We start from the raw sequence: 21,718 nt of genomic DNA, 5'->3' as shown, positions 1-21,718 counted from the left end.
TCATTCACTTGCCGTAATAAACGGCAACTTAATGATAATTCTGGTGAATTCCTCAGATTTATTTATCACTGTCACGCCATATTCATTGCCATAACGCACTTTAATCCGCCGATCCACCAGGTTCATACCCAGCCCATCGCCATTAGGCTGCGGTTGATACAATCCGGCGTTATCCTCAACTTCCAGCACCAGAATATGGTCATCCAGCTTGCCGCGCAGGGTGATGCGCCCATTACTGAACATCTGTGAGATACCGTGCTTGATGGCATTCTCAACCACCGGTTGCAGGGAAAATGCGGGCAACCGCGCATCCATCAGCTCATTGGGCAATGAAATTTCGACACTCAGACGATCAGCAAAGCGCGCTTTTTCGATTTCCAGATACGCATTCACATGCTCAATTTCATCACTCAGTGTGACCACATCGTGGCTGCGTTTAAGGTTTTTGCGGAAAAATGTCGACAGCGAAAGCACCAGTTTACGGGCATGGTCGGGATTACGGCGGATCACCACTGACAAAGTATTAAGCGCATTAAACAGGAAATGAGGGTTGACCTGGGCGTGCAGCAGTTTGATTTCTGATTGCGCCAGCATTTGCTTTTGTTGTTCAAATTCACCGGCCAGAATTTGCGCCGACAGCAAGTGAGCAATACCTTCACCCAATGTGCGGTTAATACTGGAGAATAACTTACTTTTCGGCTCATACAGCTTGATGCTGCCCACCACCCGATGTTCTTCACCGCGCAGCGGGATAACCAAGGTGGAACCCAGTTTACAAGTCGGAGAAATTGAGCAGGTATAGGGCACGGCGTTGCCGTCGGCATAGACCACCTGATTTAGCTCAATCGCCCGGTGGGTATGGTCGGAAGTAATAGCGCCGCCCACCAGGTGGTGGTCAGAGCCGGTGCCAATAAATGCCAGCAACTTCTCGCGGTCAGTAATGGCCACTGCGCCCACGCCCAGTTCTTCATACAAGATACGCGCCACCCGCATACTGTTTTGCTGGTCAAAACCATGGCGTAATAACCCCTCCGCTCGCGCGGCAATTTGTAAAGCTTTAGCCGAGAATGCCGTGGTATATTTTTCGAAAATAGCCCGTCTATCCAATAAGATACGCATAAACATTGCGGCCCCGATGGTGTTGGTTATCATCATTGGCAGGGCAATGTTCTCAACTAACTCGACGGCTTCATGGAATGGGCGAGCCACCGCCAGGATAATCAGCATTTGCAGAACTTCGGCCACCAAGGTAATACCGGCGACAACCAGAGGCTGGAAGAGCAGATCAAGGCGATTTTTGCGGATCAAATAACTGTGGAGCAGCCCGCCTAATAATCCCTCTGTTACAGTGGATAACATACAGGCGGTAGCGGTCATTCCCCCCATGGAATAGCGGTGTAAACCGCCGGTTAGCCCAACCAGAAACCCGACTGATGGCCCCCCCAGAACCCCCCCCAATACAGCGCCAATAGCGCGGGTATTGGCGATGGAGTCATCAATATGCAAACCAAAATAGGTTCCCATGATACAAAACATGGAAAACGTGAGGTAACACACCAGTTTGTGGGGCAACCTAATGGTAACCTGCATTAAGGGGATAAAAAGCGGTGTTTTACTCAACAGATAGGCAATGACCAGATAGACGCACATCTGTTGTAAAAGGGAAAAAATCAGTTCGACCTGGCTAACGCCCATGTTGGATAACCACTGTAATGACTACGATTATTTATTTCTGCCGCTATTGTATCCAGATTTCTCTGTTGAGAAGTTAACCAGCCCCTTTTTTTAGCAAAAAAGCCCTATGGGACCAAATAGCGTGTCAGTTTCTTGTTTTGCACATTTTATCTGGTGGGTGTCACTTTTTCTTTGTGTGACTCATAAAAGCATTTCCATCACATATGTGTTTCTTACACAGCTTAATCTCCTTTTTTTCACTTATTTGCGTGAGAAAAAATTTCATTAATCATAAGCCAATTTTTTTAGCACTCATTGACTATGCTTATAGTTTGGGGCGAAAAATCCTATAGCTAAGTGCGCAATCATAAAGACAGGTTAAGGCATTAAGTCTATTTATTGACCTTGATCATGCCCCATTCATTAAATAAATTACATGATTAATAGGCTTAATTTTAGCCGTGCATCTAAAATTAAGTATAAAAATCATTAAGTTAATCAAAGGGAGAGGATATGCCAGTACTTCCCGACCGTCAGGTGATTAATCAGATTATTTCCGGCCATTATGCCGATCCTTTCGCCGTTTTGGGTATGCACCAAACTGAATCGGGGTTACAGGTCTGTGCGCTGTTGCCGGATGCCAAAGAAGTGTGGTTGGTTGAAACAGACACTGGGCGTAATGTGGTTCAACTTCAGAGTGAAGACCCGCGCGGCTTCTTCCTTGCCAAACTCCCTCGCCGTAAAACGCCATTCCGCTATCAGTTAGCGGTTACGTGGCAAGAAAGCACACAAATCCTCGACGATCCCTACCGATTCGGCACCTTATTGCAGGATATCGATGCTTGGTTATTGGCTGAAGGCACCCATTTACGCCCTTATGAACGCTTAGGGGCGCATTTGATGAGTCTGGATGGCGTGCCGGGTGTCAGTTTTGCGGTTTGGGCACCTAATGCTCAGCGCGTTTCTGTGGTCGGTGAATTTAACTTTTGGGATGGCCGCCGTCACCCTATGCGGCTACGGCGTGAAAATGGTATTTGGGAGCTATTCTTGCCCGGTGTGCAAGCAGGGCAGTTATATAAATTTGAGATAATAGATTGCCATGGTCAGGTGCGGTTAAAAGCGGACCCTTATGCCTTTAAAGCCCAAATGCGGCCAGAAACCGCCTCGTTAATCAGCCCATTGCCGGAGGTGGTGGAAAATACTGCTGCACGGCAAAAAGCCAATGACTTGCGCTCACCGATTTCTATCTATGAGGTGCATCTCGGTTCGTGGCGACGTCATACCGAAAACAATTTTTGGCTCAGTTACGGCGAGTTAGCTGAACAACTAGTTGAATACGTTAAATATATGGGATTTACCCATGTGGAATTACTGCCCATTAATGAACATCCGTTTGATGGCAGTTGGGGCTATCAGCCGTTAGGTTTATATGCGCCGACCCGCCGATTTGGTACGCCGCAGGATTTCAAAGATTTCGTCGCCAAATTCCATGAAGCAGGAATTAACGTCATTCTTGACTGGGTTCCCGGTCATTTCCCCAGTGATGAACATGGATTATCGACTTTTGACGGCACCGCCTTATATGAATATGCCGATCCGCGCGAAGGCTACCATCAGGATTGGAATACCCTGATTTATAACTATGGGCGCAATGAAGTTCGTAACTATTTGGCGGGAAATGCATTTTATTGGATGGAGCGTTTTGGCATCGATGCATTGCGTATTGATGCTGTTGCTTCAATGATTTACCGCGATTACAGCCGTGCTGAAGGGCAATGGGTACCCAATTATTACGGCGGGCGCGAAAATTTGGAGGCGATTGCCTTTCTGCGCTACACCAATCACACCATCGGTGTTGAGCGCCCCGGCGGCGTCACTATGGCCGAGGAGTCTACTGACTTCCCTGGGGTGACATTACCTCCTGATGCGGGTGGATTGGGCTTTAATTATAAGTGGAATATGGGCTGGATGCATGACACGCTCAATTACCTACAATGTGACCCTATTCACCGCAAATACCACCATAATCTCATGACTTTCGGTATGTTATACGCCTATACCGAGAACTTTATTTTACCGATTTCGCACGATGAAGTCGTCCATGGCAAACATTCGATTCTCGACCGCATGCCCGGCGATGCATGGCAAAAATTTGCCAACTTACGGGCGTATTATGGGTTTATGTGGGCGCATCCGGGCAAGAAATTGCTGTTTATGGGGTGTGAGTTTGCCCAAGGGCGCGAGTGGAATTTCGATACCAGCTTGGACTGGCACCTGCTGGATGATGAAAATGGTTGGCATAAGGGAGTGCAGCGGTGGGTTCGCGATCTTAATCATTGTTATCAAAGACATGCGCCATTGTATGAATTGGATTACCAACCTGCCGGTTTTGAATGGCTGGTGGTGGATGACCATGAAAACTCGGTATTTGCTTTCCTGCGCCGTGATGCTGATGGTAACGAACTGATTGTTATCAGCAATTTCACACCGGTTCCGCGCTATAACTACCGCGTAGGTATCCCGCAGGGCGGGCATTATCGCGAAGTGCTGAATTCTGACTCTGAGTTTTATCGTGGTAGCAATATGGGTAATCAGGGCGGTATTCATAGCCATGATGTAGGCAGCTATCATCACCCCCATTCATTACTGTTAACTCTGCCGCCGCTGTCGACTATTTATCTGGTGCGGGAGGGTTAGGATGACGAGGTTGACGAGTGGCTCTCCGACACCGGCTGGCGCTCATTTTGATGGGAGCGGGATAAATTTCACCCTGTTTTCGGCCAATGCCGAGCAGGTCGAACTGTGTCTGTTCGATGATGATAATCAGGAATTCCGCATTCCGTTACCGGCCCGCAGTGGGGATGTTTGGCATGGTTATCTTCCCGGAGGAAAGCCGGGGCAGCGCTATGGTTACCGTGTCAGCGGGCCATTTTCCCCGCAACAAGGCCACCGTTTTAATCCGCATAAGTTATTAATAGACCCTTGCGCCCATGCGCTAGACCGAAAAGTAGGCGATGACCCTAGATTAAATGGCGGGGTGAATCAGCCCGACGATCGCGACAGTTCCGCCGCCGCGCCTAAGTGTATTGTGGTGCACGAAACATATGATTGGCAGGGGGATAGTCCTCCAGCGATTCCTTGGGGCAATACCGTCATTTATGAAGCCCATGTGCGCGGTTTAACCCAATTGCACCCGGATATTCCCGCGAACCTGCGCGGTACTTACGCCGGTTTGGCTCATCCCGCCATGATCCGCTATTTGAAAAAACTGGGTATTACCACCTTGGAACTGTTGCCGGTGCAATTTCATGTTGATGAGCCACGGTTACAGAAAATGGGGCTGAGTAATTACTGGGGCTATAACGTATTAGCGCCCTATGCGGTTGATCCAGAATATGTTTCTGGTCGCGAGGGCATCTCCCCGCTGCAAGAGTTGCGCGATGCAGTTAAAGCCCTGCATAAGGCCGGCATTGAAGTCATTTTGGATGTGGTGTTCAACCATTCGGCTGAACTAGATGTATTCGGCCCCACGTTGTGCCAGCGGGGGATCGACAATGCCAGTTACTACTGGCTGACTCCCGAGGGCGAATACGACAACATGACCGGCTGTGGCAATGCGCTGCGTCTTAGTCAGCCTTATGTGATGCAGTGGGTGCTTGACTGCCTGCGTTACTGGGTTGATTGCTGCCACATTGATGGTTTCCGTTTTGACTTGGGCACAGTTTTGGGCCGCACACCGGATTTTGATCAGCATGCGCCCTTGTTTGCCGCACTGGCCGCGGATGAAAAACTCAGTGCCTGCAAGATGATTGCGGAACCCTGGGATATCGGCTGGGGAGGCTATCAACTGGGGAACTTCCCGACTGGTTTTAGCGAATGGAATGACCAATATCGCGATGCCATGCGCCGCTTCTGGTTACGCGGCGATTTACCTTTAGGGCAATTCGCCCAGCATTTTGCCGCTTCCAGCCATTTATTCAGACATCGGGAGCGTTTGCCTTCCGCCAGTATTAATCAAATTACCGCCCATGATGGTTTTACCTTGCAGGATTTGCTGTGCTTTAACAAAAAACACAATCAAATCAATGGCGAAGAGAACCGTGATGGCAGTGATAACAATCTTAGCAATAATTTTGGTAGTGAGGGTTTAGTCGCGGATGACGCTATCTGGCAACGGCGCAAAGCTTGCCAGCGGGCATTGCTGGCGACTTTGTTGCTTTCGCAGGGAACGCCAATGCTACTTGCTGGCGATGAACATGGTCATAGTCAGCAAGGCAACAACAATGCGTACTGTCAAAATAACATTCTCACTTGGCTTGATTGGGGGAGTCGCGATCGTGAATTAACAGCATTTACCGCCGCACTGATTCAGTTACGCCAGCAAATTCCTGCGCTGATTAAAGACACATGGTGGGAGGACGGCGATGGCAATGTGCAATGGTTGGATAGCCGGGGACAAGCGTTGAGTGATTCGGCTTGGGAGCATGGCTGCCAGAAACAACTGCAAATCCTGTTATCTCAGCGCTGGTTGGTGGTGATAAATGCCACGGATCAACAGTGTGAAATGCATTTACCTGCGGGGGAATGGGTGGTGGTTCCTCCTTTTGAGCCGTCAGAGCATACGGAATTATTAACCGTGTGGAACGGCTCTGCACATGCCGTTTGCGTGCTCGCACAGAAATTTTAAGGAGTCTCGATGGTTAAGTTTGAGAGCAAAGACCCGCTGATGTTAGCCAGATTATTACCGAATAAATCGGTGGCACTAATCTTGGCGGGTGGTCGTGGTTCACGGCTGAAAGATTTAACAGCTACCCGTGCAAAGCCCGCTGTCCATTTTGGTGGCAAATTTCGCATCATTGATTTTGCGCTATCCAACTGTCTGAATTCCGGTATCCGGCGTATCGGCGTGATAACACAATATCAATCCCATAGTCTGGTTCAGCATATTCAACGCGGTTGGTCATTCCTCAATGAGGAAATGAACGAGTTTGTCGACTTATTGCCCGCTCAACAGCGCCTGAGCACTGAGCAGTGGTACAAAGGCACCGCTGATGCGGTTTACCAGAACTTGGATATCATCCGCCGCTACCAAGCGGAATACATCGTCATTCTAGCGGGTGACCATATCTACAAAATGGACTACTCCCGCATGTTGCTCGACCATGCCGAAAAAGGGGCGCAATGCACTGTGGCGTGTATCCCGGTGCCAATTAAAGAAGCCACTGAGTTTGGTGTCATGGAAGTTGCCGAGGATTATCAGATAACCGCTTTCTATGAAAAACCGGCTAATCCTCCCGCGATGCCAGGCCGCCCGGATATGGCGCTCGCCAGTATGGGCATCTACATTTTCAATGCCGATTATCTGTTTAAACTCTTAGAAGACGACCAGAGTACCCCCGGCTCTAACCATGATTTTGGTCAAGATATCATTCCGAAATTGACGGAACAAAAAGTGGCCTGGGCGCATCCGTTTGACCTTTCCTGTGTGACCTCGAATGCTGAATTGCCCCCTTATTGGCGTGATGTCGGGACGCTGGACGCCTATTGGCGAGCCAACCTCGATTTGGCGTCGGTCACTCCAGAGCTGGATATGTATGACCGCGATTGGCCGATTCGTACCCATATGGAACCACTGCCGCCGGCCAAGTTTGTGCAAGACCGCTCCGGTAGCCATGGTATGACCATGAACTCCTTGGTTTCCGGTGGTTGTATTGTTTCCGGCTCGGTAGTGGTGCATTCGGTGTTATTCCCACGAGTGCGGGTCAATTCGTTCTGCACCATTGATTCCACATTACTGCTACCGGATGTCAATGTTGGCCGTTCCTGCCGGCTACGCCGCTGCATTATTGACCGTGCCTGCCAAATACCCGAGGGGACGGTTATTGGGGAAAACGCCGAAGAAGACAGTAAGCGTTTTTACCGCTCGGAAGGTGGGGTGGTGTTAGTGACGCGGGCAATGCTCGCTAAACTTAAAAGTGAATAGGAAAAATGATGCGGGTTCTACACGTATGTTCTGAGCTATTCCCATTGTTAAAAACCGGGGGATTGGCCGACGTTGTTGGTGCTTTACCTGCCGCCCAAATTGCTGAGGGGGCCGATGTTCGGGTCATGCTGCCGGCTTTTCCTGATTTGCGCCGGGGCATTCCAGACACGGTTTTGGTCAGGGAGATTGATACCTTTGCAGGCCGTGTTTCATTACGTTATGGGCATTATCAGGGTATTGGTATTTACCTGATTGATGCTCCGGGTCTCTATGACCGGGCAGGTAGCCCGTATCACGACCAATCTTTACATGCTTATGCCGATAACTATCGTCGTTTTGCATTACTGGGATGGATGGCTTGCGAACTGGCTTGTGGTCTGGATGGTTACTGGCGTCCTGAAGTGGTACATGCCCATGACTGGCATGCTGGGCTAGCCTGTGCTTATCTCGCCGCACGCGGTCGCCCTGCGCGATCGGTATTTACCGTCCATAATTTGGCTTATCAAGGGTTGTTTTCTGGTCATCATTTGGCTGAAATACAACTACCCGCTGCATTCTTCCAAATGTACGGGCTGGAGTTTTACGGCCAAATTTCCTATCTGAAAGCCGGGCTGTTTTTTGCTGACCATGTCACCACAGTCAGCCCGACCTATGCTAAGGAAATTACCCAACCCGCTTTTGGCTACGGCATGGAGGGGTTGCTACAAGAGCGGGCCAGTCAGGGACGATTGACCGGGATCCTCAATGGCGTAGACAGCAATATTTGGGCCCCCCAAACAGATGCTTTGCTCCATGCTCGCTATGATGCAGAAAACCTGCAAAAGAAAGCGGTGAATAAAGCACACTTGCAAACCACTATGGGCTTGGAAGTCACTGAAAAGAAACCTATTTTTTCCGTAGTCAGCAGGCTGACGGAGCAAAAAGGGTTAGATTTAGTGCTGGAGGCGCTGCCTGATTTACTGAAATTGGGCGGACAATTGGCTGTTCTGGGCGCGGGGGATGCCATTTTGCAAGAGGCGTTTTTGGCGGCTGCGGCAGACTATTCCGGCCAGGTTGGGGTACAAATAGGTTATCACGAAGCATTCTCGCACCGAATCATTGCTGGTGCGGATGTGATTCTGGTACCCAGCCGTTTTGAACCCTGTGGGCTAACACAGTTGTATGGTTTGAAGTATGGCACATTGCCGCTGGTCCGGCATACGGGCGGGTTGGCAGATACCGTGGTGGATTGCGCGCTAGAAAATCTGGCTGATGGCAGCGCCTCGGGGTTTGTGTTTGATGAATGCGATGCACAGGCATTGGTGCGGGCGATTCGCCGTGCTTTTGTGCTGTGGAGTCGACCAAAACATTGGCGTCATGTTCAGCGCCACGCGATGGGGTTGGACTTTGGTTGGCAAGTAGCAGCGGCAGATTATCTGTCACTTTATCGGCGTCTTTAATTGTCGATTTGTTGTAACCACGAATTGGGAAAAACGCTATGACATCACCGTTCAGTTATACCTCACCTGTTGTCAGTGTGGACGCGCTGAAACACTCCATTGCCTACAAATTGATGTTTATTGTGGGTAAAGATCCCACTATTGCGACTCAGCACGATTGGCTGAATGCGACCTTATTTGCCGTGCGCGACCGGATGGTTGAACGCTGGCTGCGTTCTAATCGCGCACAATTATCACAGGATGTTCGGCAGGTTTATTATCTGTCGATGGAGTTTCTCTTGGGGCGAACGCTCTCTAATGCCCTGTTATCGATGGGAATTTATGAGGATATCGAGCAGGCGCTGGATGAAATGGGCCTCAATCTATCTGAGCTGTTGCAAGAAGAAAATGACCCCGGTCTCGGCAATGGCGGATTAGGGCGATTGGCGGCGTGTTTTCTGGACTCACTGGCCACATTGGCACTGCCGGGGCGCGGCTACGGCATTCGCTACGAATATGGCATGTTCAGCCAGAAAATCGTCAATGGCCAACAGATGGAATCGCCGGATAACTGGCTGGAATATGGTAACGCCTGGGAGTTCCCGCGGCACAATACCCGCTATAAAGTGCGTTTTGGTGGCCGGATTCAGCAAGAAGGCAGCAAAGTCCGCTGGCTGGAAACTGAAGAAATCCTCGCCTGCGCTTATGATCAAATCATCCCCGGTTTTGATACCGACGCCACAAATACACTTCGCTTATGGTCTGCGCAGGCCAGTAATGAAATCAATCTGGGGAAATTCAATCAGGGCGATTACTTCGCGGCGGTTGAAGATAAAAACCATTCAGAAAACGTCTCTCGGGTGCTTTACCCCGATGACTCGACCTACTCCGGGCGCGAACTGCGCCTGCGGCAAGAATACTTTTTAGTCTCCGCCACTGTGCAGGATATTCTCAGCCGCCATTGGGCGATGCATCAAACCTTCGATAATTTGGCTGATAAGATTGCTATTCACCTCAATGATACTCATCCGGTGCTCTCTATCCCTGAGATGATGCGTTTGCTGATTGATGAGCATAAATTTAGTTGGATGGACGCCTGGGATGTGGTGCAGCAAGTGTTTTCCTACACCAACCACACCCTGATGAGTGAGGCGCTGGAGACTTGGCCCATCGACATGATTGGCAAGATCCTGCCGCGCCATCTGCAAATTATCTTTGATATCAATGACCATTTCCTCAAACTGGTGCAGGAACAATATCCGAATGAGCCAGAATTGCTGCCGCGTGTATCAATTATTAATGAGCATGATGGCCGGCGAGTTCGTATGGCCTGGCTTGCGGTGATCGCCAGCCATAAAGTGAACGGCGTGTCGGCCCTGCATTCAGAATTAATGGTGCAATCGCTGTTTGCCGATTTTGCCCGTATTTTCCCTAATCGTTTCTGTAATAAAACTAATGGCGTCACCCCACGGCGCTGGCTGGGGCTGGCTAACCGGCCATTGGCGGCGGTGTTGGATGACAGCATCGGCCACAACTGGCGCACTGATTTGAGCCAACTCAGCGAGCTGGAAAAGAATCTCGATTACCCGAGTTTCTTGCAGGCGCTACAGAAAGCCAAGCTGGAGAACAAGAAGCGGCTGGCTGTCTATATTGCTGAAAAACTGAATATTGTGGTGAATCCTGCGGCGCTGTTTGATGTGCAAATCAAGCGCATTCATGAATACAAACGGCAGTTATTGAATGTGCTGCATGTGATAACTCGCTATAACCGCATTCTCGAAGCTCCTGATGAGAAATGGGTGCCGCGCGTGGTGATTTTTGCCGGGAAAGCGGCATCAGCCTACTATAGTGCGAAGCAAATCATTCGCTTGATCAATGATGTAGCGAAAGTGATCAATAATGATCCACGGATTAATAATCTACTGAAAGTGGTATTCATCCCGAACTACAGTGTCAGCCTGGCGCAGTTGATCATTCCGGCGGCGGATCTCTCCGAACAGATCTCATTGGCGGGTACCGAGGCATCAGGAACCAGTAATATGAAATTTGCGCTGAATGGGGCGCTGACGATTGGCACTCTGGATGGGGCGAATGTCGAGATCCGCGAACATGTGGGCGAGGAGAATATTTTTATCTTTGGTAATACTACCGAGCAGGTTGAGGCGCTGCGTAACAGTGGCTATAACCCACGGAAATATTACGACGAAGATCCGGAGCTGCATTTGGTCTTGACGCAAATTGCCACCGGCGCTTTCAGCCCAGAAGAACCTCAGCGATACACCAGCTTGTTTGATTCACTGGTTAATCTGGGTGATCACTATCAATTACTGGCAGATTATCGCAGCTACGTGGATACCCAAGAGCAAGTCGATACACTCTATCGCCATCCGGATGAATGGACACGTAAAACCTTACTCAATATCGCCAATATGGGCTATTTCTCGTCAGACCGGACCATTGAAGAGTATGCCGATGATATTTGGCATATTAAGCCAATCAAGCTCTAAATATTCGGTGAGTTAATAACAAAAAACCTCTTCAGCAGCGAACTGTGAAGAGGTTTTTTTAACAGATTAATGATGAGTATTTGCTATCAGGAAACTAAGGACAATGTCTGTTGTTTCTTCGCCTGAACGTGCGCTAGCCATTCGGAAATCCGCTGTTTTTGCGCTTCATCTAGCATCATACCTAACTTGGTGCGCCGCCAGATGGCATCATCGAGTTCAATAACCCACTCTTTTTCAACCAGATAGCGCAATTCTGCTTCATACAAACCATGGCCAAAATGTTCGCCCAAGCTGTCGAGGCTGGTGGCTTCCGCCAAAATTAGTTCGCTGTGGCTGCCATAGGTACGGGTATAGCGGCGCGCTAACCCTTCTGGTAGCCAGTTATAGCGATGGCGCAACTGCACAGTATAGTTATCACGGCTGCCGCCAATATCTCCGCCCGGTAAAGAGCCGGTTTTTGTCCACGCCGGGCCAACATTCGGATAATAGCCGGACAGTTTTTCCAGCGCGTGTTCTGCCAGTTTGCGGTAAGTGGTCAGTTTGCCGCCAAATACCGACAGCAGCGGCGCTTTGCCGCCTTCATCCGCGACATCCAGTGTGTAATCGCGGGTAACCGCTTGCGGCGAATCTGATTCATCATCACATAGCGGACGGACACCAGAGTAAGTCCAGACGATATCGTCGCGACCCAGCTGCTTTTTAAAGTGGTCGTTATAGACCTTCAACAGATAATCAATTTCCTGGTCATCTATTTTCACCTCTTTAGGATCGCCGTGATATTCCACGTCGGTGGTGCCGATGATGGAATATTCATCCAACCATGGGATGACGAAGACAATACGATGGTCTTCGTTTTGTAGAATATAGGCTTGTGGTTGGTTATGAACTCGCGGCACCACAATATGGCTGCCTTTAATTAGGCGGATACCATAAGGTGATTTGAGTTTCAGGCCATCATCGAAGAACTGTTTAACCCATGGGCCGGTGGCATTCACCAAACCTTTAGCACGCCAGGTAAAGGTTTGGCCGGTGTCGACATCCACAGCTTCCACCATCCATAAACCTTGCTCACGCCAGGCGCGAGTCACTTTGGTGCGAGTACGCACTTCGCCGCCGCGCTCGACCACTTCCTGAGCATTCAATACCACCAGACGGGCATCATCGACCCAGCAGTCTGAATATTCGAAACCGCGCACTAATTCGGGCTTCAATACTGATTCTGGTCCAAAACGCAGCCCTTTACTGGCTGGCAGGCTGGTGCGTTTGCCCAAGTGGTCGTACAAGAATAAGCCGGTGCGAATCATCCAAGCCGGGCGCAGATGGGGCTGATGGGGTAGGCGGAAGCGCATCGGGAAAGCAATATGAGGAGCCATTTTCAGCAAAACCTCACGTTCGGCCAATGCTTCACTGACCAAGCGGAACTCATAATGTTCCAGATAGCGCAGGCCACCGTGGATGAGTTTGGAACTGGCGGAAGACGTAGCGCAGGCCAAATCTTGTGCTTCCAGCAGCAGAACGGACAGGCCACGCCCTGCAGCGTCAGCAGCGATACCGGCACCATTAATGCCGCCACCGATCACGATCAAGTCTTTGGTTTCCATGCTTACCTCCTCCGGATGTTCGAAACAGCTCTTTAATGTTCGTTTTCGCTCATGATTGTAATCAAAAACCAACAAACAAGCCAAGACTTAACCAAAAAAAAACATTTATGCGTGATGGAAGTAACAGTTTTGTTATCAGGATGTGGGGGGGAGGTTTGGATTTGGATTTGGTGAATAGTTGATCTGGTTTGGTTGTTAGAGCATTTGAGTCAAGAGCAAATTGGATTATTGTTTAGGTTGATATTCGTTCAGTGATCACCTGGCTCTCGCCGCCTCAACCGAGCAGGAGGGCAGGCCTGCCCTCCTGCACCTGCGGCTTGCGCGAAATATTACTGCTATTCGCAGTCCCCTCCGGTAGTCGTTGGCCTTATCGAGCCAGCGCGATGGGCATCCCTGCCCAAGCGCGCTTTTCGCGGGCGTCCATGCCCGCTCACTCGGGCCATCGTCTTTGTCGGTAATATCCCTAATTGCGCTCAAGGTCAAAAGAGAAAGTCAAAACCCTGCCTTTAGATTTTGATGTTAAAAGCACATTTGAGCAGCCGAGTGAAGAATGAAGGTAGGACGCGAGACATGGATGCCGAGCGAGGTCCGCTTGAGCATGGATGCGAATCGGCCCGATCCGTCAGCGAAATGATGAGTGAGGGAACCCTCGCAGTGGGCAAGCGATACGTGCGCAAGCGCGGGATTGCACAAGGGCCACGCTTATGGCCCCTTTGCCGGTTGGTTCATCGGAGGTTAAGTAAACTCAGTTGCTCTAACAACCGAATCAAATCACTGAACTGAATCACCAAAACAAACGGCTAACACAACTCTAATTGAACATTATGCTGCTCAATAATCTTCATCACGCTGGCTGGTGGCATCTGATCGGTAAACAAATAATCAATCAGATTCATGTTCCCCAGATTCACCATCGCGTTACGGCCAAATTTGGAATGGTCGGTGACCAGCATCACGCAGCGGGAGTTTTCGATAATCGCCCGTTTGGTCCGCACTTCATGATAATCAAACTCCAGTAGAGAGCCGTCCATATCAATACCGCTGATGCCGAGGATGCCGTAATCGAGGCGGAACTGGGAAATAAAGTCCAGCGTGGCTTCACCAATAATCCCACCATCACGGGTACGAACTTCACCACCGGCTAGAATTAGCCGAAAATCCTCTTTGGCGGTTAACAATGTCGCCACGTTCAGATTATTGGTCACCACGCGCAAGCCTTTATGATTCATTAAAGCATGAGCGACCGCTTCTGGTGTGGTGCCGATATCAATAAACAGTGTCGCGCCATCGGGGATCTGGCTGGCAACACGTTGGGCAATGCGCGCCTTTTCTTCCGACCACATTACTTTACGGTCGTTATAAGCCGCGTTGACTGAACTAGAGGGTAATGCGGCACCACCATGATGGCGGTGAATCTTGTTTTGATCCGCCAAATCATTCAAATCGCGTCGGATGGTTTGCGGGCTAACGGCAAAATGCTCCACTAGCTCTTCAGTACTGACGTAGCCTTGTTGGCGTACCAATTCAATAATCGCATCATGCCGCTGCGTTTGCTTCACGGTAATCCCCTAATTCGCCTGGTTGTTCCAGGCAGTTATTGTGTGGTTCTTGCGCTGTTGCGCGTATCCCAAAATGCCATCAGTAACCCAATAATCAGGCCTGAAACATGCGCTGCGTTGGCGATCGACAAACCTAAAATATCGAAATACCCAGCAACCAACCAGAGAACAGAAAAAGCCATTAAGCCGCGAGGCAACGAAATACCGCGCTCGGGTGCGCGCTCGCCAGTCAGCCAAACATAACCCATTAAGGCATATACCACGCCAGAAAGGCCGCCAAAATTCACACCACTAAACAGCGATTGACCCCAACCACTAAATAAGGCGGAAACAATAGTTAATACCAGCAATTTACCGGTGCCAAGCCGTTTCTCCATCTGCCCGGCCAGATACCACCACCACATCAGGTTAAACAGGATGTGCAACAGGGAAAAATGCAGTAAAGCATGGCTGACCCAACGCCATACTTGCAGATATTGGCTCTCGTCACGAGGCCACGCCAACCAAGACATCACTGCGGCATCACCGACGATTTGCATCAGAATATAGATGGCGATACACAGCACCATAATACTCAGCGTCAGTGGGCCAGCCTGACTGCGGAGAGTCTGGAGGTAGGAAAAGCGTTGGTACGGCAAATTAGAATGCAGATTGCCCGATTGCCAACTGGCCGCTTGGTAGCGCGGATTGAGGGGGTCGAGTAAAAACTGTTCCAGCTCATGCTGCACCAAGGGCAATTGTTCATCATCCGCTAACCAAATCTCAGCACCCTGAGCATCTGGCCGCACTTCCAGCGCCACCTTGTGAGTGGCCATATAATCAACAAAGGCCTGCGCCAGACGTAGATTAGATATTGCTATCACACGAACCATTTTGTCTATCACCGTCTAACGAGATTTTAATCTAAGTGTTTAAAAATATCACAATCTGGTTGGCTGTGGCGAATAGCAGGTTACAAATAGGCAACAGAATCAGACATTTTCACGAGTGATTTCTTGCGGGTAGCTCCTGGCCCAAGCTTCAAAACCGCCATCAATGCTGTAAACCGCCTCAAAACCTTGCTGAAGGAGATATTGCGCCGCGCCTTTGCTGCTGTTGCCGTGATAGCACATCACCAGCACCGGTTGTTCAAAATCAGTTTGTTGCATAAAGGTGTGCAAACTGCTGTTGGTCAGATGGAACGCCTCCGGCGCATGACCCGCTTCAAAACTTTGTGGGTCGCGGATATCAACTAAAACTGCTTTGTTTTCTTTTAGGCGGTTATAGGCCTGCTCAATACTGATTGTTTCAAACTGTTCCATACTGCTGATGACCTTTAATCGCGATTGAATGTTCAATCGCGAGATTGTAATCAATTTTTCGCCAATAAAGACCAGTTAAATAGAGTGGTTATTAGCCGCCTTACCCCGCCAGAGAGAGATTCTCAGGATAAATGGTGGTCTGTCATTAATATCTAGGCCAATGATTGTCAATCTGCCAGAGAGATAAAATTCAATTTAACTCACTGATATTTAAATTTAATGACAGAGTTTTCGTTAAACATACCCCATCATTTGTAATAACCGTTGCGCTTGTTGTACTGCGTCTTGCCGGTGGGCGACACCTAACTTTTGATACAAATTACGAATATGCGTCTTAATGGTGGTGGCCGCCACTTCTAGCTCGCCCGCTATTTGGTCATTACTGTAGCCGGAGTAAATCAACCCCAAGACCTGCCATTCGCGTTGGGTAAGCGGGCTGGTGCGGATTAGCTCCGGAACTTGCGGGTGAGTTAGCAGCTTATCGACGAAGATCTCATCGAAATGAGCAAATTTATGCCGATGATGCTGATTAATGTCTTTCAAGATTCGTTGGGCGCGATGCTGCTCTAATTCGGGTAATGCATTGAGTTGAATTAGCTGGCGCAACTGTTGCGCCATCGCCTCGCCTTCAATCACAAAATGGCTGATAAAACCGGTGCGATTGGCTAATGAAAGGGATTCAATCAGTGCTTTTTGTGCTTCACTTTTCCGCTCGGTTTGCCAGTAAAGAGTGTTACTTAACAATAGATTACGATTAAGGTCACTGGTGAGACGCAAGCGGCGGGCATTCTCATTAAGTTCGTCCAGCACCACTTCCGCTTCATTAAACCGGCCCAACATAATCTGGATGCGTGCAATATTGCGCCATTGCCCCTGCAAAAAGTGGTTATCGGCCATCCCCGGTTTTTCGGCCTGGCGTAGCCAATTTGCCGCCGCGACTTTATCTCCGGTCATTTGCCAATGAATAACCCGGGGTTTATCGGCATTGGTAATCCAATCGAGATGATATTGGCTGCCGTGTTGCAGCGCCTCGCAGCGCTGAATGTACATGTTGGCGTTATCTAAATCCCCACGGGCCAGCGAACATTTTGCCAACATCGCCAGACACTGTAATTGCTGCTGTGGCTGATAGTTGACCAGAATTTCGATACCTTTGCGCGCCGCTTCTTCAGCTTCATCCAGCCGTGACCACGACCACAATACCTGGGAGCGAATGCGCAATAGGAATTCATGCATCGGAAGCTGTTCAAGATGCTGTTCATGAACTAAATCAAAGGCTTTATCTTGTGTTTCATAAGCTGCTTGCAGGAATCCCTGCGCAATCAGAATTTCACTCTGCTGCAATAACGCCCATAAAGCATAGTGATAGACTTCGTGGCGGCGTGCCATTTGCTCAGTTTGCTGCATCATCGGCAGTGCGCGGCTTAGTTCGCCTTTGCAATGATGAACTTCCCCGGTGACCGAGGTCGCGACAATGCGGCTGTAGAAGTTTGCCATCGGTAGATATTTCAGCGCATCGGTTGCCAGCTTCTCGGCTTCCTCCGGCTTACCGGCATTGATAGCCACTTGAGCACGTAAAGCATCAAACTCAGCCCGCAAAATATCATCAATAGGAATTTTACGTTCCTGCATTGCTGATTCAGCGCGCTCAAGCAAGGTATTGACCTCACCATAGCGATGTTGGCTTTGCGCCAGCCATGCCTGTAGCAATGCCAGTTCAGGATTTTGCACCAATAAAGAGTAGGGCAGGGCGAGCAGACATTGCTCCAGCAGGGCTAACTCACTGTGATTAAACAGAGTCCAGGCGTGTTGCAGCAAGATATCACGTAGCATGCCGACATCGCCCGCCGCCAATGCATGGTGGATAGCTTCCGCTGGATAGCCCAGAGCCAGCCAGCCCTCAGCCGCCGCATGGTGTAATTCTGGCAATTCTAATGCCAGTTCCCATTGGCAGCGTTGGCGCAGGAAAGTGGCGAACAATGGATGGAAGCAGAACCATTCACCGCTGTCATCCATTCGATGAATAAATAGTCCCTGACGCTCTAATTCTTCCAGCCGTTGTTGGCCGTTATCTTCACCGGTCAGGCGCACTATCAGGGCATCATTCATTGAGCGCAATACCGAACAGCGCAACAGGAAAGCGCGCGCCTCGCTATCGACCTGATCCAGCACTTCATCGACTAAATAATCTGACAAATGGCTGGCATTTAACCCGGCCAACCGTTTTGCTGATTTTTGTGCTGAGGAATTGGGCTGGCGCGATGACAACGCGATCAATTGCAGCGCCGTCGCCCACCCTTCCACTTCATCACACAGGCGGCTGCTATCACCTTGCTCCAGTGGAACGGAGAGGCGGCAATCAAAGAATTGCTGCGCTTCCTGATGATTAAATGCCAACTGCTGCATACCTAATTCCAACAACTGGTCGCGCACCCGCAGGTTAGCAATACCCAGTGGTGGCAAGGTGCGAGAAAGCAGAATCAGGGTCAGATTTTCTGGCTGATGGCGCAGGAAAAAGCGCATGGCTTCATGAATGGCATCATTGGTAATCAGATGATAATCATCAATCACCAGATACAGCGGGCCGTCCCAATCGGACAGCTCGATAAATAATTGCGCAAACAGCGCAGAGAGACTGGCATATTGATGCTTCTGGCTGAGGGCCTCACTTTTGCTGCAATGGCCTCTGGTCGCCAATTGTATGGCTGCGATTAAATAGGTCGCAAAACGCTCGGGTTGATTGTCACTTTCATCCAGAGAATACCAGCCCAGATCGCATTGGTCGGCTGCCCACTGAGCGATTAACGTCGTCTTACCATATCCCGCCGGGCAATTTATTAATGTCAGGCGGTAATTTGCGACGCCAGATAACTTCACTAACAAGCGATCGCGTATCACGGTATTTTGCAGCCGTACCGGGCGGCTCAGTTTTGATGGGATAAGCATGCTGTGTCCGGTTTAAAAGGGTTCCGGTGAGAAAACGTCCTGGCGTTTGACATATCCATTTTTAATGAGTTGTTACAGGCATTCATAAGAGTAATTATTTTTAGCCTCGTAATTAATCAGCACTGCTAAGGTCTGATAACGGCCATCTTATTGCAATAGAGTTAATGTTTCCTGTGGCTGTAAGTTGCACCGGATCACAATTTTAGCTACGCCCTGCGACTCATCCCCAGCTAACTACCCGGCAGGATGATGCTCTTGTCCATTCTCATTGGCAGGATAAGGGTAAAATTACCCCACTCACAGGATTAGAGACTTCCCTATGTCACAGCTTATGCTTAAAAAGGACGATTTCCTGGCCGCACTGGCCCGCCAGTGGCAGCGCTTTGGTTTAACTTCTGCTCAGCAAATGACCCAACACCAATGGTGGGAAGCGGTCAGCGCGGCATTGGCCGAGCAACTGTCAGCTCAGCCCGCCCCACAGCCAGCCAAAAAAGTACAGCGCCATGTTAACTACATTTCGATGGAGTTTTTAATTGGCCGTTTAACTGCCAATAATCTGATTAACCTGGGGTGGTATGACCAAGTAGAGGCGCTGTTGGCGGAGCAGCAGGTTAACTTGAGCGACCTGTTAGAACAGGAAACTGACCCCGCATTGGGCAATGGTGGTTTGGGCCGTTTGGCGGCTTGTTTTCTTGATTCAATGGCGACAGTTGAGCAGCCCGCCACTGGCTATGGTCTGAATTATCAATATGGTTTGTTCCGCCAATCTTTCAGTGAATGTAAGCAGCAGGAAGCACCGGATAATTGGCAGCGCGAAAGCTACCCGTGGTTCCGCCACAATGCCGCGCTGGCGGTGGATGTTGGCTTTGGTGGCAAGCTGGAGAAACAGGCGGATGGCCGTCAGTTATGGCGTCCGGCCTTTACCTTACGTGGCGAAGCTTGGGATTTGCCGGTGCTGGGCTTTCGTAATGGCGTCACTCAACCCTTGCGTTTATGGCAAGCCACTCATCAGCATCCATTTGATTTAACTAATTTTAATGACGGTAAGTTCTTGCTTGCCGAGCAAAATGGTGTTGAAGCAGAAAAGCTGACTAAAGTGCTGTATCCAAATGATAATCATCTGGCCGGTAAACGTCTGCGGCTGATGCAGCAATATTTCCAGTGTGCTTGTTCGGTGGCCGATATCTTGCGCAAGCACCATCTGGCGGGCCGCAAGCTGGCTGAATTGCCAGATTATGAAGTCATTCAGTTGAATGATACCCACCCGACTATCGCCATTCCTGAAATGCTGCGCGTGTTGCTGGATGAGCATCAGTTCAGTTGGGATGCTGCTTGGGCGATTACCAGCAAAACTTTTGCCTACACCAACCACACTCTGATGCCCGAAGCGCTTGAATGCTGGGATGAAAAACTGGTGCGTAGCTTGCTGCCACGTCATTTTGTCATCATCAAGCAAATCAATGCGCAGTTTAAGAAGTTGGTCGATAAGCAATGGCCGGGCGACGAAGAGGTCTGGGCCAAGCTGGCAGTCCACCATAATAAACAAGTGCGGATGGCCAATCTGTGCGTGGTGAGCGGCTTTGCCGTCAACGGCGTTGCACAGTTGCACTCAGATCTGGTTATCAAAGATTTGTTCCCTGAATACTATCAATTATGGCCAAATAAATTCCACAATGTTACTAATGGTATTACCCCGCGCCGCTGGTTGAAGCAATGTAACCCGGCTTTGTCAGGTTTGATTGACGACACATTAAAAGTGGAATGGGCAAATAATCTGGATGCATTAGCCGGGCTTGAGTCTTATGCCGAAGATAAAGCTTTCCGCCAACAGTATCAGCAGATCAAATATGACAATAAAGTTAAATTAGCTGCATATGTTAAGCGCGTTATGGGGATAACTATTAACCCGGATGCTATCTTTGATGTACAGATTAAGCGGTTGCATGAATATAAACGTCAGCATTTGAATCTGTTGCATATTCTTTCGCTGTATCGCCAGATTCGTGACAACCCGAACCTGGATATTGCCCCGCGTGTATTCCTGTTCGGGGCGAAAGCTGCGCCAGGTTATTATTTAGCTAAGAATATTATTTATGCGATTAATCAGGCGGCGGAGAAGATCAATAATGATCCGATCGTCAAAGATCGCCTGAAAGTGGTGTTCATTCCTGACTACCGTGTTTCGGTCGCAGAATTGATGATCCCGGCGGCAGATGTGTCCGAGCAGATTTCCACTGCTGGTAAAGAAGCTTCTGGGACGGGCAATATGAAGTTGGCGCTGAATGGCGCATTAACGGTGGGCACACTGGACGGCGCTAACGTCGAGATTGCTGAACAGGTCGGTGACGAAAATATCTTTATTTTCGGCAACACCGTTGAACAGGTAAAAGCCATTCTGGCGAAAGGTTATAAGCCGCAGGCATATTTGAAATCTGACCCACATCTGAAAAGTATCTTGGATGAGCTCGCCAGCGGTGCATTCAGCCAAGGTGATAAACACGCATTTGACATGATGCTGCATAGCCTGTTGGAAGGGGGTGACCCTTATCTGGTACTCGCTGATTTTGCTTCATATTGTCAGGCACAGAAGCAAATTGATGCCCTTTACCGCGATAAGGATGAATGGACCCGCCGTACCATTCTTAACACCGCTCGGGTAGGGATGTTCAGTTCTGACCGTTCAATTCGCGATTATCAAACGCGGATCTGGCAAGCCAAACGTTAAGGAG

General features: G+C 49.5%; 12 protein-coding genes. 6 read left to right on the top strand and 6 right to left on the bottom strand.

Annotated features, from left to right (window positions below; all coding sequences use genetic code 11):
* A complete protein-coding gene (locus tag DXZ79_RS19515) occupies positions 1-1,695 on the bottom strand; it encodes a sensor histidine kinase (protein WP_038637326.1) in 1,695 nt (564 codons plus the stop codon).
* 492 nt (positions 1,696-2,187) lie between these two features.
* On the opposite strand from DXZ79_RS19515, the gene glgB reads away from it, so the two are divergent.
* Genes glgB through glgP form a run of 5 tightly spaced genes read left to right on the top strand, consistent with a single transcriptional unit; the run spans position 2,188 to position 11,582 of the window.
* Complete coding sequence (gene glgB / locus DXZ79_RS19510; protein ID WP_120011555.1) at positions 2,188-4,371, top strand: 1,4-alpha-glucan branching protein GlgB; 2,184 nt, start codon at positions 2,188-2,190, stop codon at positions 4,369-4,371.
* A gap of 1 nt (position 4,372) precedes the next feature.
* The gene (gene glgX, locus DXZ79_RS19505) at positions 4,373-6,361 is read left to right on the top strand and encodes a glycogen debranching protein GlgX (RefSeq protein WP_038637322.1); all 1,989 of its coding nucleotides are present in this window, start codon (positions 4,373-4,375) and stop codon (positions 6,359-6,361) included.
* A 9-nt stretch (positions 6,362-6,370) separates the two neighbouring features.
* A complete protein-coding gene (gene glgC, locus DXZ79_RS19500; RefSeq protein WP_038637319.1) occupies positions 6,371-7,657 on the top strand; it encodes a glucose-1-phosphate adenylyltransferase in 1,287 nt (428 codons plus the stop codon).
* Between the two features lie 8 nt (positions 7,658-7,665).
* On the top strand, positions 7,666-9,096 hold the full coding sequence (gene glgA, locus DXZ79_RS19495) for a glycogen synthase GlgA (protein WP_120011554.1): 1,431 nt from the start codon (positions 7,666-7,668) through the stop codon (positions 9,094-9,096).
* 38 nt (positions 9,097-9,134) lie between these two features.
* The gene (gene glgP / locus DXZ79_RS19490) at positions 9,135-11,582 is read left to right on the top strand and encodes a glycogen phosphorylase (protein ID WP_038637313.1); all 2,448 of its coding nucleotides are present in this window, start codon (positions 9,135-9,137) and stop codon (positions 11,580-11,582) included.
* A gap of 86 nt (positions 11,583-11,668) precedes the next feature.
* Here glgP and glpD read toward each other — a convergent pair whose 3' ends face one another.
* The 5 genes from glpD to malT all read right to left on the bottom strand — a co-directional run bounded on the left by glpD (position 11,669) and on the right by malT (position 18,989).
* Positions 11,669-13,183, bottom strand: coding sequence for a glycerol-3-phosphate dehydrogenase (glpD, locus tag DXZ79_RS19485; RefSeq protein WP_038637311.1), 1,515 nt, complete (start codon positions 13,181-13,183; stop codon positions 11,669-11,671).
* A gap of 800 nt (positions 13,184-13,983) precedes the next feature.
* Positions 13,984-14,742 carry a DeoR/GlpR family transcriptional regulator gene (locus DXZ79_RS19475; protein ID WP_038637305.1) on the bottom strand — a complete coding sequence of 253 codons (759 nt, stop codon included), beginning with the start codon at positions 14,740-14,742 and terminating at the stop codon, positions 13,984-13,986.
* Positions 14,743-14,777: 35 nt separating this feature from the next.
* The gene (glpG, locus tag DXZ79_RS19470) at positions 14,778-15,614 is read right to left on the bottom strand and encodes a rhomboid family intramembrane serine protease GlpG (protein ID WP_038637301.1); all 837 of its coding nucleotides are present in this window, start codon (positions 15,612-15,614) and stop codon (positions 14,778-14,780) included.
* A 99-nt stretch (positions 15,615-15,713) separates the two neighbouring features.
* A complete protein-coding gene (gene glpE, locus DXZ79_RS19465) occupies positions 15,714-16,043 on the bottom strand; it encodes a thiosulfate sulfurtransferase GlpE (RefSeq protein WP_050291838.1) in 330 nt (109 codons plus the stop codon).
* A gap of 234 nt (positions 16,044-16,277) precedes the next feature.
* Positions 16,278-18,989, bottom strand: a complete 2,712-nt coding sequence (malT, locus tag DXZ79_RS19460) for an HTH-type transcriptional regulator MalT (protein ID WP_042562529.1) — start codon at positions 18,987-18,989, stop codon at positions 16,278-16,280.
* 319 nt (positions 18,990-19,308) lie between these two features.
* Between malT and malP the strand changes: the two genes are divergently transcribed.
* Positions 19,309-21,714, top strand: coding sequence for a maltodextrin phosphorylase (gene malP / locus DXZ79_RS19455; RefSeq protein ID WP_038637293.1), 2,406 nt, complete (start codon positions 19,309-19,311; stop codon positions 21,712-21,714).
* The last annotated feature ends 4 nt before the right edge of the window (positions 21,715-21,718 follow it).

Origin of the sequence: Yersinia rochesterensis (genome assembly GCF_003600645.1) — a bacterium.
GTDB classification, from domain to species: Bacteria; Pseudomonadota; Gammaproteobacteria; order Enterobacterales; family Enterobacteriaceae; genus Yersinia; species Yersinia rochesterensis.
The sequence above is the reverse complement of the archived record's forward strand: the minus strand, read 5'-3'. Positions and strand labels throughout refer to the sequence as shown.

Bases quoted from the DNA above. Each gene is read 5' to 3' on its own strand.
- DXZ79_RS19515 (WP_038637326.1), bottom strand. From the start codon at position 1,695: ATGGGCGTTAGCCAGGTCGAACTGATTTTTTCCCTTTTACAACAGATG.
- glgB (WP_120011555.1), top strand. From the start codon at position 2,188: ATGCCAGTACTTCCCGACCGTCAGGTGATTAATCAGATTATTTCCGGC.
- glgX (WP_038637322.1), top strand. From the start codon at position 4,373: ATGACGAGGTTGACGAGTGGCTCTCCGACACCGGCTGGCGCTCATTTT.
- glgC (WP_038637319.1), top strand. From the start codon at position 6,371: ATGGTTAAGTTTGAGAGCAAAGACCCGCTGATGTTAGCCAGATTATTA.
- glgA (WP_120011554.1), top strand. From the start codon at position 7,666: ATGCGGGTTCTACACGTATGTTCTGAGCTATTCCCATTGTTAAAAACC.
- glgP (WP_038637313.1), top strand. From the start codon at position 9,135: ATGACATCACCGTTCAGTTATACCTCACCTGTTGTCAGTGTGGACGCG.
- glpD (WP_038637311.1), bottom strand. From the start codon at position 13,183: ATGGAAACCAAAGACTTGATCGTGATCGGTGGCGGCATTAATGGTGCC.
- glpG (WP_038637301.1), bottom strand. From the start codon at position 15,614: ATGGTTCGTGTGATAGCAATATCTAATCTACGTCTGGCGCAGGCCTTT.
- glpE (WP_050291838.1), bottom strand. From the start codon at position 16,043: ATGGAACAGTTTGAAACAATCAGTATTGAGCAGGCCTATAACCGCCTA.
- malT (WP_042562529.1), bottom strand. From the start codon at position 18,989: ATGCTTATCCCATCAAAACTGAGCCGCCCGGTACGGCTGCAAAATACC.
- malP (WP_038637293.1), top strand. From the start codon at position 19,309: ATGTCACAGCTTATGCTTAAAAAGGACGATTTCCTGGCCGCACTGGCC.